The sequence below is a fragment of the Enterobacter bugandensis genome (assembly GCF_900324475.1).
Taxonomy (GTDB): domain Bacteria; phylum Pseudomonadota; class Gammaproteobacteria; order Enterobacterales; family Enterobacteriaceae; genus Enterobacter; species Enterobacter bugandensis.
The window spans coordinates 3,329,871-3,346,528 of sequence record NZ_LT992502.1; the positions used below are offsets into that span (position 1 = coordinate 3,329,871).

The window sequence follows — 16,658 nt, forward strand, 5'->3', positions numbered from 1 at the left end:
AGGTTATAAAGCAAAAGGGCAGCGCCATCTGGCCCTGCCCTTTTCAGTTATCAGGCCTCGGGTTCCTGATCCGGTACCACCACGCCTTCGCGCGGCTCATCCGGGTTAGGCGCTGGCAGATTCATCAGCTTCGCCAGAATGCTGGCCAGTTTCAGGCGCATTTCCGGACGGCGGACGATCATATCGATAGCGCCTTTCTCAATGAGGAACTCACTGCGCTGGAAGCCCGGCGGCAGTTTTTCACGAACGGTCTGCTCGATGACGCGAGGACCGGCAAAGCCGATCAGCGCTTTTGGCTCAGCGATGTTCAGGTCACCCAGCATCGCGAAGCTTGCGGAGACGCCACCCATGGTTGGGTCGGTCAGCACGGAGATGTACGGCAGACCGCGCTCCTGCATTTTCGCCAGCGCCGCAGAGGTTTTCGCCATCTGCATCAGAGACATCAGCGCTTCCTGCATACGCGCACCACCGGAGGCGGAGAAGCAGATCAGCGGACAGTTATCTTCCAGCGCCTGCTCAACGGCACGCACGAAACGCGCGCCGACCACGGAGCCCATTGAGCCGCCCATAAAGGAGAACTCAAACGCAGCGGCAACCACCGGCATCTCGTGCAGGGTGCCTTTCATGACGATCAGCGCGTCTTTCTCGCCGGTCTCTTTCTGTGCAGAGGCCAGACGATCTTTGTATTTTTTGGAATCGCGGAACTTCAGCACGTCTTTTGGCTCAAGCTCGCTGCCCAGTTCTACCAGAGAACCTTCGTCCAGCAGGCTATGCAGGCGGTTGCGCGCCGACATACGCATGTGGTGGTCACACTTCGGACACACCTCGAGATTGCGTTCCAGCTCTGCACGATACAGAACCTGGCCGCAGCTATCACACTTCGTCCATACCCCTTCAGGAATGCTCGCTTTGCGCGTCGGGGTAATGTTGCTTTTAATTCGTTCAATCCAGCTCATTGATAACCTTTCTGCCTGAACCTGGTCGTATGCCAGTTTTGCTATAAGAGGCGAATAATGCCATTTTTGCCTCCAACAGACCATGAATGTTGCACATTAAAACATAACAGCCCGAAACTTTGGATAAAAAAGTGGTCGAACCGCCAGCGTGCATTTACTTCGCTTGCTTTGCTGCCGCGCGTTTGTGACGAATGATTTCGATAACACCCGGCAGAACGGAAAGCACAATAATCGCTACAATCAGTAACTTAAGGTTTTCCTGAACCACCGGCAAGTCGCCAAACAGATAGCCTGCATAGGTAAAGAGCAACACCCAAAGCAGTGCGCCCACCACGTTATACATTGCAAAATGACGATAGGACATATGGCCCATTCCCGCCACAAACGGTGCAAATGTGCGCACAATAGGCACAAAACGCGCAAGGATAATGGTTTTTCCACCATGACGTTCATAGAAGGCATGGGTCTTGTCTAAATAGCTGCGGCGGAAAATTTTCGAGTCCGGATTACTGAACAACCGCTCACCGAATACCCGGCCAATCGTATAGTTGACCGCATCCCCGACAATCGCGGCAATCACCATCAACACCACCATCAGATGCACGTTCAAATCATTGGTGGGCAGCGCCGACAACGCTCCGGCCACAAACAGCAGCGAGTCTCCCGGCAGGAACGGGGTAACGACCAGACCGGTTTCACAGAACAGAATCAGGAACAGAATGGCGTAAACCCAGACGCCGTACTGCGCGACCAGCTCCGCCAGGTGAACATCAATATGCAGAATGAAATCAATCAGAAAACGTATTACGTCCATATTGTCTAAGCCTTAATTGCACCTTTGTTTAGTCCGCTAAAAACAGCGGGCCCATTGGCGGTTTTGGCAGGTCAAACCGATCCGGATAGTCTACCGAGACCAGATAAAGCCCTTCCGCTTTCGCCGTTGCTGCCGCAAGCGTTCTGTCCTTCGCTGCCAGCAGTTCTGCAATCCAGCTCTCCGGCTGGTGTCCGGCGCCCACTTCCATCAGGCTGCCTACAATATTCCGCACCATATGATGTACAAAGGCATTGGCTTTGATATCCACCACCACATACGCGCCAAAACGACTGACGTTAATGTGCATGACGTTACGCCACGGCGTACGGGACTGACACTGCACCGCACGAAACGACGTAAAGTCATTTTCACCAATCAGACACTGCGCCGCACGATGCATACGTTCTGCATCGAGCGGTTCATAAAAATGCGTCACACCCTGGCTTAACACCGCCGGGCGCAGACGCTGGTTGTAGATGACATAGCGATAGCGACGCGCCGTTGCGCTGAAGCGCGCGTGAAAATCATCCGGCACAGCTTTCACCCAACGCACCGCGATGTCACCAGGTAAATTCGCATTTACACCCAGCGTCCAGGCGGCATCCTTACGCACGGCGGTGGTTTCAAAGTGAACTACCTGCCCCGTGCCATGAACACCCGCGTCCGTACGCCCCGCGCACAGGACGTTAATCGGCTCGTTTGCCACCTGAGAGAGCGCTTTCTCCAGCTTTTCCTGAACGCTGCGCACCTCATTCTGACGCTGCCAGCCATAATATTTACTGCCATCGTACTCAATACCGAGGGCAATTTTATGAACCGGCTTTTGATCCACTTCGGACATCAGTACAGATACTCCTGCACCAGCTTCTCGGCGATCTTGACCGCCATCAGCGCGCCGCCAAAGCGAACGTTATCGGCAACGGACCAGAACTGGACCTGCTCCGGCATACCGTAGTCGTTACGCACGCAGCCAACGGAAAGATGCGCGCTGCCGGTGGCGTCGCCCACCTGGGTCGGGAACTCGCTCTCTTCGGAAAGGACGATATCTTCACCGCGGCCAAACGCGTCGCGCGCTTCCTCTGCCGCCAGCGGGCGCAGGGCTTCAAAACCGACCATCTGCGCGTGGCCGTAGAAGACCGGGGACTGTACGACGCTGGCGGAAATTATCAGCCCCTCGTCCTGCAGAATCTTGCGCGCTTCGTCGACGAGACGACGCTCTTCGCGCACGGAACCTTCACGATCCGGCAGCAGCGGCAGCATGTTGAACGCCAGCTGGCGGCCAAAGAAATCATCTTCGTCGATCGGGATGCCATTCAGCAGCTTCGCACTCTGCCCGGCCAGCGCGTCAACGGCCTTTTTACCGTTCGCCGACGCGGACAGCAGGCTGGTGACGGTAATGCGCGACAGGCCGCCGTCGTCAATCAGCGGTTTCAGGGCGGTCAGCAGCTGGCTGGTCAGGCTGTTCGGTACCGCGATAACGTTACGGTTGCGGTAGTCAGCCAGCACAAACGGATTGACGTCCGGGACCACCAGCGGCACGTCCGGCTCCAGGGAGAACAGACCGCTCAGGTCGATCACCAGGCAGCCCGAATTGGTCGCCTCTTCAATGTAAGACGCCGTGGCTTCAGCACCTGCGGCAAAAAACGCCAGCTGCGCCTGGGTCCAGTCAAACGCGGCCGCATCCTGAACCATCACGGATTTACCGCCAAAACGCAGATGTTCGCCCGCGCTGTCGGTGCGCGCCAGCGCATAGATATCTCCCACCGGGAACTGACGCTCGGCAAGAGTTTCGAGCAGGGCTTCGCCCACGGCACCCGTGGCACCTAAAATGGCAATATTCCAGCCTTCAGACATGGTGGTTTACTCCAGAAATAAAAAAGCGTCCCTGTCGGCGTATCCGACAGGGAGCATTAAGAAGACATTAATGCGCCGGGTGATGAACGGCGTTAAAACCCAGTTTCTTGAGCAACGTCGCAGCCGCTGCGTCGTCGCACATCACATACAGGGAAGACCACTCGCGGCGCTCAACGTAGTTCTTGCGCAGCTTATCAAATTCACCCGGGATCCCCGCCACCTTACGCAGCAGCGCATCGTCGCGGCGCACATCATACACCAAATGCACCAGCCTTTTCAGCGTTGCCTGATCGAGCGGGCCATGCAGGGTAATGCGGCCAAATTCAGGCGCGGGGAGTAAAGTATCAAGCGCCACCTGCTGCGGATGGCCGATAAAGGCGCTGTAGGCTTCAAACACCTGCGTCGTGCCGCGCGCTTTGCCTTCAAGCGTATAGCCCGCAATATGCGCGGTGGCAACGTCAACCTTGTTCAGCAGCTCAACGTTGAGATCCGGCTCCGGCTCCCAGACGTCCAGCACCACGCTGAGATCTTTTCCTTCATTCAGACATTTCAGCAGCGCGGCATTATCCACCACCGGGCCACGGCAGGCATTAATCAGAATAGTGCCAGCCTTCAGACGGCGAATCAGCGCCTCGTCCGCCAGATGCAGGGACTTATACGGCCCCTCTTTAAACAGCGGCGTGTGGAACGTCAGCACATCGCACTGTTCAACCAGCTCATCCAGCGCGCGGAAATCCTCGTCGTCACCGTTGTCTTTACGCGGCGGATCGCACAGCAGCGTGCGGATACCTAACGCTTCAAGGCGCTTTTGCAGACGCCCGCCGACGTTACCCACGCCGACAATCCCCACGGTGCGGTCTTTCAGCGCAAAACCATCGCGCTCGGCCAGCATCAGCAGCGAGGAGAAAACGTATTCCACGACGGCAATGGCGTTACAGCCCGGCGCGGCGGAAAAACCGATTCCGGCCTGCTTCAGCCACTGATCATCCACATGATCGGTCCCTGCCGTTGCGGTTCCGACAAACTTAATCGCTTTACCGGCAAGCAACGCCTCATTTACTTTGGTCACCGAGCGCACCATCAGCGCGTCTGCGTCATCCAGTTCGTTAACCGGGATCGGGCGACCAGGGACAGCCTTAACGTCGCCGAGGCGGCTAAACAGCTCGCGGGCGTAAGGCATATTTTCATCAACGAGGATTTTCACGTCTGAGTACCTGTTTGAGAGGAAGAAAACCTGCCAAGTGTGCCATAATCTGGCCGCCAGGCATATACGTATGCCGGGTTTACGCTGAGTTTTGACTTTAAGGATTTTTGACGATGCAGCCCATTTCAGGTACGCCGCCACGCCCTCCGGGTGAAGGCCCTGTCACGCCAAACGTTGCCGGTGAACAGCCACTATCCACGCAACAGCGCACCGTGCTGGAGCGACTGATCACGCGCCTGATAGCGCTGACTTCGCAGCAAAACGCGGAAGTCTGGGCCGGGGTAAAGCATGATTTAGGCGTGAGGAACGACGCACCGCTGCAGTCGCGCCATTTCCCTGCCGCCGAGCAAAATCTCAACCAGCGTATTACGACCGCGCAGCAGAACCACACCACGCGTCAGATTGTCACGCAGTTGACCGAGCTGCTGGGCCAGGGAAATAACCGTCAGGCTGTCAGTGACTTTATCCGTCAGCAGTATGGCCAGACCGCCCTGAGCCAGCTGACGCCAGACCAGCTTAAAACCGTGCTGACGCTGTTGCAGAACAATCAGTTGTCTATTCCGCAGCCTCAGGTGCGCCCCTCAACCGAGCGCCCGCTGCAGCCTGCCGAGCACAACACGCTGAACCAGATGGTGACCAAACTGGCCGCCGCCACCGGCGAGTCGACGAAGCTTATCTGGCAATCCATGCTGGAACTGTCCGGCGTGAAGGCGGGCGAGCTGATTCCGGCCAAACAGTTTACCCATCTGGTGACCTGGCTCCAGGCGCGCCAGACGCTCAGCACCCAGAGCGCCCCTACCCTGCATACCGTTCAGGCGGCGCTTAAACAGCCGCTGGAACCGCACGAGTTCGAGGTGATTCGGGATTACGCCCAGCAGAACTGGCAGGCCACGCCGCAAACGGTACTGACCACCGCGCAGGTGCAGGATGTGCTGAATCAGATCTTTGTTCGCCGCGCCGAGCGGGAAGGCGGCGTGCCGGAGGTAAGAAACGTTCAGCCGATCTACAGCCCGCTGTTTGCGCCCGTTGTGGAGACGTTCAGAACGCTCTCTGCCCGCCCGGGATTAATGTTGATTGCATTATTGATTGCGCTGGCGATTTTCTGGCTGGTTGCCTGAGGATTTGCCCGGTGGCGCTACGCTTACCGGGCCTACAACGGCTCGAACCGTAGGCCGGGTAAGGCGCAGCCGCCACCCGGCGACAACAGTTAATTTCTGCGAAACGCCACCAGCGTCACCACGATCCCCACCACCGCAGAAACCGCGCCGGCCAGGAAGACGGACGGGTAGCCAAACGAGGTGGCTAACAGACCCGCCAGCGGCCCGGTTACGCCGTATGAGATATCCTGAAACGCCGCATAGCCGCCCAGCGCCGTACCGCGGACCTGCGGCGCCACGCGCTTCACCACCTCAACGCCCAGCGCCGGGAAGATCAGCGAGCAGCCGCAGCCGGTTAACGCCGCACCAAGCAGCGCAACGGAGGCGACCGGCGCCTGCCAGAGCAGCACCAGCCCAACGGTTTCAATCACCAGCGATGCCACCGCCACCTTCACGCCGCCAAAGCGATCCGGCATCCAGCCGAACAGGACACGCATCAGGACAAACGCGCCGCCAAAGGCCGTCAGCGTAAAGCCCGCCATTGCCCAGCCGCGGCTCATGAAATAGAGGGAGACGAAGGTGCCAATCACCGCGAAGCCTACTCCCTGAAGCGCCAGCCCCAGCCCTGGCTGCCAGATTTGCCCCACCACACTCCACAGCGAAGGACGTTCGCCTTTATGGGCGGGTACCTTGCGTACCGAACCGTTAAAAGCCCACGCCAGCAGCGGTAATACCATGGTGGTTGCTGCCAGTACCGCAAAACCAAACTGGCTGTGGATCAGCAAACCCAGCGGCGCGCCTGCAGCCAGTGCGCCATAAATCGCCATCCCGTTCCATGACATCACTTTGCCGGAGCGCGCAGGCCCCACCAGCCCCATCCCCCAGGTCAGGGTACCGGTCAGCAGCTGGCTTTCACCGAAGCCAAGGATTAAACGGCCCACCACCAGCAGCGCAAATTTATACGCGGCGTCGACCGGCAGGAGAGCGGCCAGCAGCCACGCGCCCCCCGCCAGACCGCAGGCAAACATGCCCTGCAGCGCCGAGCGTTTTGCACCGTGCTGATCGGCCAGCCGTCCTGCGTAGCCGCGGGTTAATACCGTGGCTAAAAACTGAATGCCCACAGCAATGCCGACCATGGTGTTGCCATAGCCGAGTTCCTGATGAACGAACAGTGGGATCACCGGCAGCGGCAGGCCAACGGTCATGTAGGTCAGGAATACCGCAAAGGCGATGCGGAAAAGAGAAAGGTTCCCGGAAGGAGTGCCCTTCTCGGGGGTAACAGCCTTCATGCATAACTCCGTGTTCAGGCATAAAAAAAGGGAGCCTTCCGGCTCCCTTCTATTATACATTCAAACGCTTATGCTTTCAGCTTGCGCATAACCAGCGTGGCGTTGGTGCCGCCGAAGCCGAAGCTGTTGGACATGACGGTGGTCAGCGTCGCTTCCGTTGGTTTGGTCACGATGTTCAGGCCAGCCGCCTGCTCGTCCATCTCGTCGATGTTGATGCTTGGGGCGATAAAGCCGTTTTCCAGCATCAGCAGAGAGTAGATCGCTTCCTGCACGCCCGCCGCACCCAGAGAGTGACCGGTCATGGCTTTGGTGGCAGAGATAGCCGGGCTGTTGTCGCCGAACACTTCGCGGATCGCACCCAGCTCTTTCACGTCACCTACCGGAGTAGAGGTACCGTGGGAGTTCAGGTAGTCGATTGGGGTATCAACACCGTGCATCGCCATCTTCATGCAGCGCACCGCGCCTTCGCCGGACGGAGCAACCATGTCGGCGCCGTCGGACGTTGCGCCGTAGCCCACGATCTCAGCGTAGATGTGCGCGCCGCGCGCCAGCGCGTGCTCAAGCTCTTCAACCACAACCATACCGCCGCCGCCCGCGATGACGAAACCGTCACGGTGCGCATCGTAGGTACGGGAGGCTTTGTCTGGGGTTTCGTTGTACTTGGTGGACAGTGCGCCCATCGCGTCGAACTCACAGGCCATTTCCCAGCCCAGCTCTTCGCCGCCGCCAGCAAATACGATGTCCTGTTTGCCCAGCTGGATCTGCTCAACCGCGTTGCCGATACAGTGTGCGGAAGTCGCACACGCGGAGCTGATGGAGTAGTTCACACCGTGAATTTTGAACGGGGTCGCCAGGCACGCGGAAACCGCAGAACCCATGGCTTTAGTCACCACGTACGGACCTACCGCTTTCAGACCACGCGGGCTACGCATTGCGTCAGCACCGAATACCTGCGCTTTAGAGGAACCGCCGGAACCGGCAATCAGGCCCACGCGCGGGTTGTTCTGATAAACCTCTTCGCTCAGGCCGGAATCTTTGATCGCTTCCTGCATGGAGAGATAAGCATAAATAGAGGCATCGTTCATGAAACGAACCACTTTGCGGTCAATCAAACCGGTGGTGTCCAGTTTGACGTTACCCCATACGTGGCTACGCATACCTGAATCTTTAAACTCTTCAGAGAAAGTGATCCCGGAGCGTCCTTCACGCAGAGATGCCAGGACTTCCTGCTGGTTATTACCGATGCTGGAAACAATGCCCAGGCCAGTAATCACTGCACGTTTCATTCAATACCTCTGTAAGTCGCACTATAAAAAGTTTCGAGTCGCACAATAGCGTACACTTGTACGCCGAACAAGTCCGATCAGACATTTTCTGCGGAAATTTGCACCGATGGACTCACATCGTTAAGATCGTGCCACTGCCTGTCAGACGAGTAACTTACGTGAAACAAAACGCTATACAACCCGCCAACCTCGAATTCAACGCTGAGGGTACACCTGTTTCCCGAGATTTTGATGACGTCTACTTTTCTAATGATAACGGACTCGAAGAAACCCGCTATGTTTTCCTCGAGGGAAACCAGCTCAGCGCCCGCTTCCCTGCGCACCCGCGCAGTCTGTTCGTTGTTGCGGAAAGCGGCTTCGGAACCGGGCTGAATTTTCTGACTCTCTGGCAGGCGTTCGATCGATTTCGCGCTGCACACCCCGAGGCTACGCTACAAAGATTACATTTCATCAGTTTTGAAAAATTTCCGCTTACCGCGCACGATCTGCGGCTCGCCCACCAGCGCTGGCCGGAGCTTGCAGCCTGGGCGGAGCAGCTTCAGGCGCAGTGGCCGCCGCATATCGGCGGCTGCCACCGTCTGATTCTGGACGGCGGGCGGGTGACGCTGGATTTATGGCTGGGCGACATTAACGACCTGACCGATACGCTCGACGACGCGATGAACCAGACGGTGGACGCGTGGTTCCTTGACGGCTTTGCGCCCGCCAAGAACCCGGACATGTGGAGCCAGCATCTGTTTAGCGCGATGGCCCGGCTGGCGCGTCCCGGCGCAACGCTCGCCACCTTTACCTCGGCCGGCTTTGTTCGCCGCGGCCTGCAGGACGCGGGCTTTACCATGCAGAAGACCAAAGGCTTTGGCCGCAAGCGCGACATGCTGGTCGGCACGATGGAACGGACGCTGGACATTCCCGCTCGGGCTCCCTGGTTTGCGCGCAGCGCCAGCGCATCGCGCGAAGTGGCGATCGTTGGCGGAGGGATCGCCAGCGCCCTGCTCTCTCTCGCGCTGCTGCACCGGGGCTGGCAGGTGACACTCTACTGCGCTGACGAGGCACCAGCCAGCGGCGCGTCCGGTAACCGCCAGGGCGCGCTTTACCCGCTTTTAAGCGCGCACGACCCGGCCCTGTTCCAGTTTTTCCCCGCGGCCTTTACCTTCGCCCGTCGCCTGTACGACGCGCTGCCAGTGGCATTCCACCATGACTGGTGCGGCGTGACGCAGCTCGGCTGGGATGAAAAGAGCCAGCAAAAAATCGCCCAGATGCTGTCGCTGGGTCTGCCGGAGGAGATTGCCCGCGCGGTCAGTGCGCAAGAGGTGGCAGACACCGCGGGCGTGGAAACCGGCTGTGGCGGCATTCAATATCCGCTCGGCGGCTGGCTGTGCCCGGCTGAACTGACCGCGGCGGCGATTAGCCTGGCGCAGTCACGCGGGCTGAGGGTGCATTATGCTCATAAGGTTGAATCGTTTAGCCGGTCAGAACGGTGGACTCTGCATTTTGCTGATGGCAAAGCGGCACACCATGCCAGCGTTGTGCTAGCAAACGGACATAACATCAGCCAGTTTATCCAGACCGAGACGTTGCCGGTTTATCCGGTCGGCGGCCAGGTAAGCCATATCCCGACCGCGCCCGAACTGAGCAAGCTGCTCCAGGTGCTGTGCTATGACGGCTATCTGACGCCACAAAATCCGTCTAACGGACATCACTGCATCGGCGCCAGCTACCATCGTGGCGAAGCGGATATGCGCTACAGCGAAGCGGATCAGCAGCAAAACCGCCAGCGCCTGATTGACTGCTTCCCGGACGCGGCGTGGGCGAAAGAGGTTGACGTGAGCGAGGGCGAAGCGCGCTGCGGCGTGCGCTGCGCGACCCGCGATCATCTGCCGATGGCGGGAAACGTGCCGGACTATGACGCGACGCTTGCGGCCTATCAGGATCTGGCTGAAAACAAGGAAACGGCGGTAAGTGCCCCGGTTTATCCGGAACTGTTCATGCTGGGCGGATTAGGATCGCGAGGATTGTGCTCCGCGCCGCTGCTGGCTGAAACGTTAGCCGCGCAAATGAGTAATGAGCCTGTTCCGCTGGACAGAACTACGCTTGCGGGGCTGAACCCGAATCGACTGTGGGTACGGAAACTGCTGAAGGGGAAAATGGTTAAGTAGGGTGCGGTCTGGTGCCCTCACCCCGGCCCTCTCCCTGTGGGAGAGGGAGATGACGCACTTACTTAGCGTTTAGCCTGCTGGAATAAATTGTCCCACATCCCCAGCACCAGAGACTGGTCGCGCGGAGAGAGCTCCCCGGCCAGAATGGCTTTTTCCAGGCTGCGCGTGACTTCAGCGTGAACGGCGTCGGCAGAGTGATCGTCACCTGCTTCCAGCTCGGCTACCGCCAGCGTCAGGTGACCACGCAGATAACCGCTGGCGAACAGCTCATCATCACTGGCGTGTTCCACCATGTCATCAATTAACGCCAGAATGCGTGATTCAAATTCTGCGATCATCTTCTTTCCTCTGTTAAAGATCTTCCGGCCAAGGGAAGCATTCCGCCGTGATCTCCGGCGTGTGGTAATAATTCTGTAAAGCCTCGATCAGGCGCGCCGGACGTTCCGGGATGCCTTTCTCAAGATACTCCATCACCTGCGCATGCACGCGGCGCTGGAAGACGATACGGTCTGGCTCAAAGTCACCTTCAAGGTTGTCACAACTCACGTTGAACGGGAAACCCGCGGCCACGCAGAACAGCCATTCCAGCGCCTGCGGCTTCACTTCCACGTCTTCAAACTGGCCCTGGGTGGCGGCGTCGCGCCCGTCCGGACAGTACCAGTAACCGAAGTCCACCAGCTCGCGACGCGCTTTCCCCGCGATGCACCAGTGCGAGATCTCGTGCAAACCGCTGGCGTAAAAGCCGTGGGCAAACACAATGCGGTTATACGGAACCTCTGCATCAGCAGGAAGATAGATCGGTTCGTCGTCGCCTTTAATCAGACGGGTATTAAAATCATCAGCAAAACAGCTATCGAAGATCTCAATCAGCTGTTCGTATTTATGCGTACTGTTCATTAGTTCATCCCCAACCAGGTGAGGATCTCCTGTCCATGGCTGTCATAAAGAAGTTTGGCGCTCATCACCGCCGAGACGACAACAATCATCGGGCGGATCAGCTTTTGCCCTTTGCTTAATACCAGACGCGAGCCTGCGCGCGCGCCCAAAAACTGCCCTGCCATCATCACAAACCCGGTTGCCCAGATAACCTTGCCGCCAATGATAAACAGCAGCAGGCCGCCGACGTTCGAGGTCGCATTCAGCACCTTGGCGTGGGCGGTGGATTTGGCGAGGTTAAAGCCGGCCAGCGTCACGAACGCCAGCGCGTAAAACGAGCCTGCCCCCGGGCCAAAGAAGCCGTCGTAAAAGCCGACGCAGCCACCGGCAATCAGCGCAAACGGCAGGCCGTGCAGCCGCCGCGCCCGGTCTTCCTCACCGAGCTTAGGCATCAGCAGGAAATAGAGACCGATGCAGATAACCAGAATCGGCAGGATCTGGCGCAAAATATCCGACTGCACGTGCTGCACCAGCAGCGCGCCCGACGTTGAGCCGATAAAGGTCATCAGGATATTGAGCTTCTGGTCGGCGAGATTCACCACCTTGCGGCGGATAAAATAGAGCGACGCCGAAAGCGAGCCGCCGCAGGCCTGCAGCTTATTGGTGGCAAGCGCCTGCGCCGGGCTCATGCCCGCCGCCAGCAGCGCGGGCACGGTTAACAGCCCGCCGCCGCCCGCGAGCGCATCAATAAAACCGGCCAGCATGGCCACGAAGAACAGCACCACCAGCAGCAGCGGTGACACCATAAACAGATCGACGAAATTATCCATTAAAGTACATGCTCATCCAGTAGCGCCTGGCAGGAAGGCGGCAACGGAGGCGGTGTCTTCTTCTCAGGCTTAGAGGTTCCAGGTTTTGCCGGCTCAAACCAGCTTTGCAGTTCGTAACCACAGCCATCGCCTGGCGGCGGTAGCGGCTGATCTTCACATTCCAGGCTGTTCGCCGGGCAGCGCAGACGAACGTGCATATGCGCACGATGCTGGAACCACGGGCGCACTTTGCGCAGCCAGTCGCGATCCGTCCCCGCATCCAGGCAAAGCTGCTGCTTGATCGCCGGGTTGACGAAAATCCGCATGACGTCGTTATCTTTCGCCGCCAGCTTGATCAGGCTCGAAATATCCCGTGACCACAGTGATGGCACCACGCTTTTGCCGTCGCGCGACACCAGATCCAGCGCCTGCGGCTTCAGCAGCTGCGCAGACGTCCAGCGCGTTTTCGGCAGCTGCAGGAAGATGTCGACATCCAGTCCGGTCTGGTGGCTGGCGTGCCCGCCGTTAAAGCGGCCACCGGCAGGCATCCCCATATCGCCAATCAGCATCGTCCCCAGCCCCAGGTTATGCACCTGGTTCCCCAGTCGCTGAATGAACAGCACCAGATCAGGGTGGCCGAAGTAACGACGCTGGTCGGTACGCATCACCTGATAGGTATCTGATTGCAGCGGCAGCTCCTGCGCGCCCACGATACAGCCGTTAGAGAAGGCGCCGATGGACTGCGCGCTTCCCGCCACCGGATGGGTGATTTTTTGCCACGGCGTGGCGGCCAGACTGGCTCCACTGGCCAGCAGCGCCAGCAGAGCAATTGCGGTTTTTTTCATGTTTACCAGCGTGGAATGGTGGTCGTCACGTCCGCGTTCTGCGCGCGCTGGCGCAGGAAGTGATCCATCAGCACGATCGCCAGCATCGCTTCCGCGATCGGCACCGCACGGATCCCCACGCACGGATCGTGACGACCTTTGGTGATCATCTCAACTTCTTCGCCTGAGCGGTTAATCGTGTGGCCCGGCACGGTGATGCTTGAGGTCGGTTTCAGCGCGATGTTGGCAATAATCTGCTGTCCACTGCTGATACCGCCGAGAATGCCGCCCGCATGGTTGCTCTGGAAGCCCGCTTTCGTGATTTCGTCGCGGTTCTGGCTGCCGCGAAGCGCCACCACGTCGAAGCCGTCGCCAATCTCGACGCCCTTCACCGCGTTGATGCTCATCAGCGCGTGGGCGATATCGGCGTCGAGACGGTCAAATACCGGCTCGCCCCAGCCAGCCGGGACGCCATCTGCCACCACGGTGACTTTCGCGCCAATGGAGTCGCCCTCTTTTTTCAGGCCGCGCATCAGTTCGTCCAGCGCGTCAAGCTTATCCGCATCGGCGCAGAAGAACGGGTTTTGCTCGACCTGATCCCAGTCTTTGATCGCCAGCGGAATGTCGCCCATCTGGGTCAGACAGCCGCGAATGACGATGCCAAATTTCTGCTGCAAATACTTTTTAGCAATCGCGCCAGCGGCCACGCGCATCGCGGTTTCACGCGCGGAAGAGCGTCCGCCGCCGCGATAGTCGCGAAAGCCGTACTTTTGCTCGTAGGTGTAGTCGGCATGGCCCGGGCGGAACACGTCCTTGATAGCACCGTAGTCCTGAGAGCGCTGATCGGTGTTTTCAATCAGCAGACCAATGCTGGTGCCGGTGGTGCGGCCTTCAAAAACGCCGGAGAGAATTTTGACCTGGTCCGGCTCGCGACGCTGCGTGGTGTAGCGAGAGGTGCCCGGACGACGGCGGTCAAGGTCGTGCTGTAAATCTGCTTCGGTCAGTTCGATGCCTGGCGGTACGCCATCAACGATACAGCCCAGCGCCAGCCCGTGCGACTCGCCAAAGGTGGTCACGCGGAATAACTGTCCAATACTGTTTCCTGCCATCACGGCTCCGATGTTGTTGTTTGTGTTTGAGCGTTGTGAAACGGGCCGAAGCCCGCTGGATTAATCTTTATAGATGCTGAAGTGTTCGCGCGCGTCGAGCAACTGCGCTTTGGTCAGCATAAAGACGCCGTCACCGCCGTTGTCGAACTCAAGCCAGGTGAAAGGCACATCCGGGTACTGCTCTATCAGATGTACCATGCTGTTGCCCACTTCACAAATCAGAACGCCGTCATCGGTCAGGTAATCCGGCGCGCAGGCCAGAATGCGGCGGGTCAGCTTCAGGCCGTCAGAGCCTGACGCCAGGCCCAGCTCCGGCTCGTGACGATATTCGTTCGGCAGATCGGACATGTCTTCTGCATCGACGTACGGCGGGTTAGTGACGATCAGATCGTATTGCAGCGTCGGCAGGTCGCGGAACAGGTCAGAGCGGATTGGCGTGACGTGATGGATCAGGCCGTGCTCTTCGATGTTGTGTTCGGTCACGGCCAGCGCGTCGGTGGAGATATCGACGGCGTCCACTTCCGCTTCAGGGAAAGCGTAGGCGCAGGCAATAGCGATGCAGCCACTGCCGGTGCACATATCGAGAATGTGCTGCGGCTGATGGTTAATCAGGCCTTCAAAGTGATTGTTGATCAGCTCACCAATCGGCGAGCGCGGTACCAGCACGCGTTCATCGACGTAAAACTCGTGGCCGCAGAACCAGGCTTTGTTGGTCAGATAGGCGACCGGAATGCGCTCGTTTACGCGACGGATCACGCGCTCAACGATGCGATGTTTTTCGCTGGAGGTCAGGCGCGCGGTGCGCATGTCTTCCGGAATGTCCAGCGGCAGGTAAAGAGACGGCAGCACCAGCTGAACGGCCTCGTCCCACGGGTTATCGGTACCGTGACCGTACCAGATATTAGCGGCGCTGAAGCGGCTAACCGACCAGCGCAACATGTCCTGTATGGTATGCAGCTCGTTTACTGCTTCATCGACAAATATTTTATCCACTCTTTCCTCCAGGGCATGCTCGCATAATTTTCGGCGGCTAGTTTGCCATGAAGACGGCGATAAATCAGCAATGACGCGTACCGCTTGAGGTTAAAAAATGCGTTTAGTCGGGTACACTATCGGAAATACGAGATGAGAATGACGAATGAAAAAGAAAACATCGCTCAGCGAGGAGGATCAGGCTCTCTTCCGCCAGCTGATGACCGGGACGCGTAAAATCGCGCAGGACACGATTGTCCACCGTCCGCAGCGTAAAAAAATCAGCGAAGTTCCGGTCAAACGGCTGCTCCAGGAGCAGGCGGATAACAGCCACTATTTTTCAGATGAATTTCAGCCGCTGCTCAATACGCAAGGGGCTGTGAAGTACGTGCGCGAAGACGTCAGCCATTTTGAGCTGAAAAAGTTACGACGCGGAGATTATTCGCCGGAGCTGTTTCTCGATCTGCACGGCTTAACGCAGATGCAGGCGAAACAGGAGCTGGGGGCGTTGATTGCCGCCTGTCGCCGCGAACACGTTTTTTGCGCCTGCGTGATGCACGGCCACGGTAAACACATTCTGAAACAACAGACGCCGCTGTGGCTGGCTCAGCACCCGCACGTGATGGCGTTTCATCAGGCACCGAAAGAGTACGGCGGCGATGCCGCATTGCTGGTGTTGATTGAAGTTGAGGAGTGGCAGCCGCCAGAGTTGCCCTGACAGAAGGGCGGGAAACACGTAGTACCCCGCCCTGTCACACGTCACGTCAGATGGCTTTTGCCATCTTCAGGTTGCACGGGCTCATTTGCCAGTTGAAGACCCCTTTGCCGGTTTCGTCGAGAGTGACGTTGGCAATGGCGGAAGTGGTGAACATTGGCGGCGTTTCGCCCGGGCACAGCTCAGATACCAGATAGCCGACCAGCGGCAGGTGGGAAATGACCAGTGCGGAAGCGACACCTTCATTGCACAGCGCCTGAAGGTAAGCGCTGACAAGACCGACATCGCCGCATGGCGTCAGCTCAGGGAGAACGTCCACGCTGGATGGCAGGTTCATACACTCCCCTACCACGTCCAGCGTCTGTTCTGCACGCAGGAACGGACTCACCAGAACGCGTTCAATGTCCACTTTTTGACCTTTAAGCCACGTCGCCATTTGACGGGATTCGTCACAGCCACAGACTGTTAAAGGACGTACTGAGTCACTGGCGGCATCGAGTGCCGCGTCGCCGTGACGCATGATAAAAACTTGCATATTGCACCGCTTTTGTTAACCAGAATCACCGGCGTTAACTACCCGCGATTAATGCTCTGAGGTAGAAAACCCGATGGCCGGGCATTGTGCCTGATCCATTCGGTGAATGAAACGCTGTTTTTTACCTCAATGGCGTAAGTATAGTCAATCTCTGTTTACAAA

At 58.2% G+C, this 16,658-nt stretch carries 17 protein-coding genes; 3 read left to right on the plus strand and 14 right to left on the minus strand.

Annotated elements, in window-relative coordinates; genetic code table 11:
- Positions 1-50: 50 nt before the first annotated feature.
- The 5 genes from accD to pdxB all read right to left on the minus strand — a co-directional run bounded on the left by accD (position 51) and on the right by pdxB (position 4,828).
- On the minus strand, positions 51-956 hold the full coding sequence (gene accD / locus DG357_RS16075; RefSeq protein ID WP_003861408.1) for an acetyl-CoA carboxylase, carboxyltransferase subunit beta: 906 nt from the start codon (positions 954-956) through the stop codon (positions 51-53).
- A gap of 154 nt (positions 957-1,110) precedes the next feature.
- Positions 1,111-1,770 carry a DedA family protein gene (locus tag DG357_RS16080; protein ID WP_008502599.1) on the minus strand — a complete coding sequence of 220 codons (660 nt, stop codon included), beginning with the start codon at positions 1,768-1,770 and terminating at the stop codon, positions 1,111-1,113.
- 28 nt (positions 1,771-1,798) lie between these two features.
- The gene (gene truA, locus DG357_RS16085) at positions 1,799-2,611 is read right to left on the minus strand and encodes a tRNA pseudouridine(38-40) synthase TruA (protein WP_045259682.1); all 813 of its coding nucleotides are present in this window, start codon (positions 2,609-2,611) and stop codon (positions 1,799-1,801) included.
- Entirely contained in the window at positions 2,611-3,624 is a 1,014-nt protein-coding gene (locus DG357_RS16090; protein ID WP_088204761.1) for an aspartate-semialdehyde dehydrogenase, read from the minus strand. Before DG357_RS16090 ends, truA begins: the two co-directional genes overlap by 1 nt.
- A 67-nt stretch (positions 3,625-3,691) precedes the next feature.
- Complete coding sequence (pdxB, locus tag DG357_RS16095) at positions 3,692-4,828, minus strand: 4-phosphoerythronate dehydrogenase PdxB (RefSeq protein ID WP_088204760.1); 1,137 nt, start codon at positions 4,826-4,828, stop codon at positions 3,692-3,694.
- Positions 4,829-4,941: 113 nt separating this feature from the next.
- Between pdxB and flk the strand changes: the two genes are divergently transcribed.
- A complete protein-coding gene (flk, locus tag DG357_RS16100) occupies positions 4,942-5,946 on the plus strand; it encodes a flagella biosynthesis regulator Flk (protein WP_028013964.1) in 1,005 nt (334 codons plus the stop codon).
- Between the two features lie 89 nt (positions 5,947-6,035).
- On the opposite strand, the gene DG357_RS16105 is transcribed toward flk, so the two are convergent.
- Both DG357_RS16105 and fabB read right to left on the minus strand, forming a co-directional pair.
- Positions 6,036-7,214, minus strand: coding sequence for an MFS transporter (locus tag DG357_RS16105; RefSeq protein WP_045259679.1), 1,179 nt, complete (start codon positions 7,212-7,214; stop codon positions 6,036-6,038).
- Positions 7,215-7,282: 68 nt separating this feature from the next.
- The gene (gene fabB, locus DG357_RS16110) at positions 7,283-8,500 is read right to left on the minus strand and encodes a beta-ketoacyl-ACP synthase I (protein ID WP_023336433.1); all 1,218 of its coding nucleotides are present in this window, start codon (positions 8,498-8,500) and stop codon (positions 7,283-7,285) included.
- A 158-nt stretch (positions 8,501-8,658) separates the two neighbouring features.
- Here fabB and mnmC point away from each other — a divergent pair, with 158 nt between their 5' ends.
- Positions 8,659-10,656 carry a bifunctional tRNA (5-methylaminomethyl-2-thiouridine)(34)-methyltransferase MnmD/FAD-dependent 5-carboxymethylaminomethyl-2-thiouridine(34) oxidoreductase MnmC gene (gene mnmC, locus DG357_RS16115; RefSeq protein WP_088204759.1) on the plus strand — a complete coding sequence of 666 codons (1,998 nt, stop codon included), beginning with the start codon at positions 8,659-8,661 and terminating at the stop codon, positions 10,654-10,656.
- 62 nt (positions 10,657-10,718) lie between these two features.
- Here the strand turns inward: mnmC and DG357_RS16120 are convergent, their stop codons facing one another.
- The 6 genes from DG357_RS16120 to prmB are packed head-to-tail and all read right to left on the minus strand — an operon-like array spanning position 10,719 to position 15,267.
- Positions 10,719-10,994, minus strand: a complete 276-nt coding sequence (locus tag DG357_RS16120; protein ID WP_028013966.1) for a YfcL family protein — start codon at positions 10,992-10,994, stop codon at positions 10,719-10,721.
- Between the two features lie 13 nt (positions 10,995-11,007).
- Complete coding sequence (locus tag DG357_RS16125; protein WP_045259677.1) at positions 11,008-11,553, minus strand: elongation factor P hydroxylase; 546 nt, start codon at positions 11,551-11,553, stop codon at positions 11,008-11,010.
- Positions 11,553-12,362 (minus strand): sulfite exporter TauE/SafE family protein, encoded by an 810-nt coding sequence (locus DG357_RS16130; RefSeq protein WP_041908882.1) that lies wholly within the window; start codon positions 12,360-12,362, stop codon positions 11,553-11,555. Before DG357_RS16130 ends, DG357_RS16125 begins: the two co-directional genes overlap by 1 nt.
- The gene (gene mepA, locus DG357_RS16135) at positions 12,362-13,186 is read right to left on the minus strand and encodes a penicillin-insensitive murein endopeptidase (RefSeq protein ID WP_088204758.1); all 825 of its coding nucleotides are present in this window, start codon (positions 13,184-13,186) and stop codon (positions 12,362-12,364) included. The genes DG357_RS16130 and mepA overlap by 1 nt, the downstream gene beginning before the upstream one ends.
- 2 nt (positions 13,187-13,188) lie before the next feature.
- A complete protein-coding gene (gene aroC / locus DG357_RS16140) occupies positions 13,189-14,274 on the minus strand; it encodes a chorismate synthase (protein ID WP_028013970.1) in 1,086 nt (361 codons plus the stop codon).
- A 60-nt stretch (positions 14,275-14,334) separates the two neighbouring features.
- On the minus strand, positions 14,335-15,267 hold the full coding sequence (gene prmB, locus DG357_RS16145) for a 50S ribosomal protein L3 N(5)-glutamine methyltransferase (RefSeq protein WP_023312578.1): 933 nt from the start codon (positions 15,265-15,267) through the stop codon (positions 14,335-14,337).
- Positions 15,268-15,412: 145 nt separating this feature from the next.
- On the opposite strand from prmB, the gene smrB reads away from it, so the two are divergent.
- Positions 15,413-15,964 carry an endonuclease SmrB gene (smrB, locus tag DG357_RS16150; protein WP_008502613.1) on the plus strand — a complete coding sequence of 184 codons (552 nt, stop codon included), beginning with the start codon at positions 15,413-15,415 and terminating at the stop codon, positions 15,962-15,964.
- A 46-nt stretch (positions 15,965-16,010) separates the two neighbouring features.
- Here the strand turns inward: smrB and sixA are convergent, their stop codons facing one another.
- Complete coding sequence (gene sixA, locus DG357_RS16155; RefSeq protein ID WP_003861375.1) at positions 16,011-16,496, minus strand: phosphohistidine phosphatase SixA; 486 nt, start codon at positions 16,494-16,496, stop codon at positions 16,011-16,013.
- Positions 16,497-16,658: the final 162 nt, after the last annotated feature.

Excerpts from the sequence above, each read along its gene's own strand:
- truA (WP_045259682.1), bottom strand. The coding sequence starts at position 2,611 with ATGTCCGAAGTGGATCAAAAGCCGGTTCATAAAATTGCCCTCGGTATT.
- aroC (WP_028013970.1), bottom strand. The coding sequence starts at position 14,274 with ATGGCAGGAAACAGTATTGGACAGTTATTCCGCGTGACCACCTTTGGC.
- smrB (WP_008502613.1), top strand. The coding sequence starts at position 15,413 with ATGAAAAAGAAAACATCGCTCAGCGAGGAGGATCAGGCTCTCTTCCGC.
- DG357_RS16090 (WP_088204761.1), bottom strand. The coding sequence starts at position 3,624 with ATGTCTGAAGGCTGGAATATTGCCATTTTAGGTGCCACGGGTGCCGTG.
- DG357_RS16130 (WP_041908882.1), bottom strand. The coding sequence starts at position 12,362 with ATGGATAATTTCGTCGATCTGTTTATGGTGTCACCGCTGCTGCTGGTG.
- DG357_RS16120 (WP_028013966.1), bottom strand. The coding sequence starts at position 10,994 with ATGATCGCAGAATTTGAATCACGCATTCTGGCGTTAATTGATGACATG.
- fabB (WP_023336433.1), bottom strand. The coding sequence starts at position 8,500 with ATGAAACGTGCAGTGATTACTGGCCTGGGCATTGTTTCCAGCATCGGT.
- DG357_RS16105 (WP_045259679.1), bottom strand. The coding sequence starts at position 7,214 with ATGAAGGCTGTTACCCCCGAGAAGGGCACTCCTTCCGGGAACCTTTCT.
- sixA (WP_003861375.1), bottom strand. The coding sequence starts at position 16,496 with ATGCAAGTTTTTATCATGCGTCACGGCGACGCGGCACTCGATGCCGCC.
- flk (WP_028013964.1), top strand. The coding sequence starts at position 4,942 with ATGCAGCCCATTTCAGGTACGCCGCCACGCCCTCCGGGTGAAGGCCCT.
- DG357_RS16080 (WP_008502599.1), bottom strand. The coding sequence starts at position 1,770 with ATGGACGTAATACGTTTTCTGATTGATTTCATTCTGCATATTGATGTT.
- accD (WP_003861408.1), bottom strand. The coding sequence starts at position 956 with ATGAGCTGGATTGAACGAATTAAAAGCAACATTACCCCGACGCGCAAA.
- DG357_RS16125 (WP_045259677.1), bottom strand. The coding sequence starts at position 11,553 with ATGAACAGTACGCATAAATACGAACAGCTGATTGAGATCTTCGATAGC.
- mepA (WP_088204758.1), bottom strand. The coding sequence starts at position 13,186 with ATGAAAAAAACCGCAATTGCTCTGCTGGCGCTGCTGGCCAGTGGAGCC.